At 51.0% G+C, this 241-nt stretch carries 1 protein-coding gene; it reads left to right on the top strand.

Going from position 1 to position 241, the window contains the following annotated elements:
- The coding region (locus R0J92_RS26100) for a collagen-like protein (protein WP_411053827.1) at window positions 1-241 on the top strand (241 nt) is incomplete at both ends.

Raw genomic sequence — 241 nt, forward strand, 5'->3', positions numbered from 1 at the left:
CTACTGGTGTAACTGGTGCCACCGGAGATACCGGTCCTACTGGTGTAACTGGTGCCACCGGAGATACCGGCCCTACTGGTGTAACTGGTGCCACCGGAGATACCGGTCCTACTGGTGCAACTGGTCCAACGGGAGCCACTGGACCAACCTCACAAATTTTCTTTGACCAAACAGCAACACAGCAGCAAGTATTTCCTCCGTTGAATTCAGAAATAACAGTACTCACTTTTACAGTTCCTGT

Source organism: Tritonibacter sp. SIMBA_163, from assembly GCF_046535935.1.
Lineage (GTDB): Bacteria > Pseudomonadota > Alphaproteobacteria > Rhodobacterales > Rhodobacteraceae > Epibacterium > Epibacterium scottomollicae.